Source organism: Romboutsia maritimum, from assembly GCF_002251085.2.
Lineage (GTDB): Bacteria > Bacillota > Clostridia > Peptostreptococcales > Peptostreptococcaceae > Romboutsia_B > Romboutsia_B maritimum.
Genome location: NZ_NOJZ02000069.1, coordinates 1 through 2,107, shown reverse-complemented (window position 1 = coordinate 2,107; position 2,107 = coordinate 1). Strand labels below are relative to the sequence as shown.

The 2,107-nt window shown below is 21.4% G+C and carries 3 protein-coding genes; all 3 read left to right on the top strand.

The genetic code is table 11. The features are described from left to right. Positions 1 to 408, top strand: a 408-nt coding sequence (locus CHF27_RS14325; protein WP_115976343.1) for a hypothetical protein, incomplete at its 5' end; no start/stop codon positions are given. 20 nt (positions 409 to 428) lie between these two features. Then, positions 429 to 746: a helix-turn-helix domain containing protein gene (locus CHF27_RS13610; RefSeq protein WP_243445026.1), complete on the top strand. Its 318-nt coding sequence runs from the start codon at positions 429 to 431 to the stop codon at positions 744 to 746. 313 nt (positions 747 to 1,059) lie between these two features. Next, on the top strand, positions 1,060 to 1,797 hold the full coding sequence (locus CHF27_RS13605; RefSeq protein WP_115976341.1) for a replication initiation protein: 738 nt from the start codon (positions 1,060 to 1,062) through the stop codon (positions 1,795 to 1,797). The last annotated feature ends 310 nt before the right edge of the window (positions 1,798 to 2,107 follow it).

Below are 2,107 nucleotides of genomic sequence, written 5' to 3'. Positions count from 1 at the left end.
AGATTTAAGAAGATAGGATATAAATATAATAAGCAGTTAAATCAATATATAAAGCATATCAATAATACAGACGTAGTACAAAGTAATACAAAGAGCCTAAAGAGTATAAATAATAATGATTTGGAAATGTATAACAACAGTAATACAGACGTTAATAATAAAATAATTAATATAACAAATGAGTATGAAACATTAATGCAAATGATAGAGTTATACAAAAGTAATTCAAATATATTACAAAGTAAAATAATAATTGATTTACCCAAAGCCGAAAGTGAATTAACTTCTTTTAGAGTAAACAAAGAGATACTAAAACAATTTAATGAGTTTACTAAAGAGCAAAAAGAATTTAAGAAAATTGATTTGGTATCAATGGCATTAAAAGAATACATAGAAAATCATAGATAAAAAGAAGGAAGGTCAACAGAATGAGTAAATTAAATTTAAATATAGATAATGTTAAAATAGGGGAAATTGGTAACAAAGTAATAGAATTAAATAATTATATTGTAGTAGTTGAAAAAAAGTATATACATGAATTAGAAAAGAATAATATACCATTTAAACAATTTACAAGTGAGGACTATTATTTAGTCAAAAGAGGAAAGAAGAAAAAGAGATTTAATAAAGAGCAACAACAAGAAATATTACTAGATTTACAAAGTGGTTTATCAATTAAAAAATGCTCAATAAAATATAAATGTAGTACTAGAACTATTCAAGATATAAAAAAAGAAATTTATTAAAATATAGTAGTATTTATTTATAAAATACTACTATTTAATATGAGTTAGATATTAATACTTTGAAGCTTATAAAAACATCAATTAAGCTTCTTTTTTATTGTTTTTATTTGGTTTATATGCGATTTACTGTTAGAAAAATTGCGATTTACTGTTATGAAATTGCGATTTACTGTTAGATAAAAAGAGATATATATAAGTAATATCAAATGTTATAAAGATTGCCATACATATTTTAATAAAGTATTATAATAATATACTAGTTTTATACAAAACTAGCATGTGATTTTTCATTATTATTAAGGAGATTTTTTGCATGAATAAAATAAATTTAAAAAATATAAATATGCTTAGACAAGTATTGCAGCAATATCGAGAATTAACATTTAATAGCAATAAATTTTTTTATTATAGTTACGGTAAATTAGATATAAAAATACAAGCAATTCTTAAAAGTAGCAATAAAACATATGAGGATATTGAGGATTTAATATCTATAGATGATTTATTAAATATATCAATATCATTTGATGAACTTACTATATTGTTTGGATGTAAACGAATTGAAACAAAGACATTAAACAATATAATAAAAAATATTTCAAATAACTCATCTATGATAATAAATAATGAATTTGAGGATGAGACATATATTTTATTTGTATATAAAGGTGTTACTATTGATAGAAAAAATAAATCAATCCATATAGAATTTAATGACGATGCGATAAGACTATTTGAAAATATAAGAACAATGCCTTTTTGTAGAATTGACTTTGAAGATATTTTAAACTTAGAAAATAAATATCAGATGAATTTATATTTATATGCTTTAACAATTCTTAGGGGGAGCGAAGGTGTAATAACTATGAAAATTGAAAATTTAAGGAATATATTAGGTGAGAATTCAGTAATAGATGACTATAACTTTATCAATAGATTTATAACTAAACCAGCTAAGGAAATCACAGAAAATAATAATATTAATTTAGATATACATATAGTTAGAGCAAAGTCTAATATAAAAATTAGAGTGAACAGATTATTAAAATAAGTAAATAGTAAATATGATTTTTAGAGAGGAATTTAAATTTGAGTAAAACTTATAAAATTATAAAAAAATGTAAAATATGTAAACATTTATGTAAAGTATATAAAAATCCTAAATTTAAGACTGTCGAGATATTTTGCAGTAGATTTGAAAAGTAAAATAGATATGTTTTAGTTAGTAAAATTTAAAAAATAAATATTAATATTAAACATAGAACATCAGGAAGGGCAATAATATGGAATATATTCAAAAAGGTAAGCTATATAGTGACGGAATATTAATTGCATATATGGCAGAAGCAACAACAAAGAGC

Coding starts and splice junctions, on each gene's coding strand:
- CHF27_RS13610 (WP_243445026.1), top strand. CDS start 429: ATGAGTAAATTAAATTTAAATATAGATAATGTTAAAATAGGGGAAATT.
- CHF27_RS13605 (WP_115976341.1), top strand. CDS start 1,060: ATGAATAAAATAAATTTAAAAAATATAAATATGCTTAGACAAGTATTG.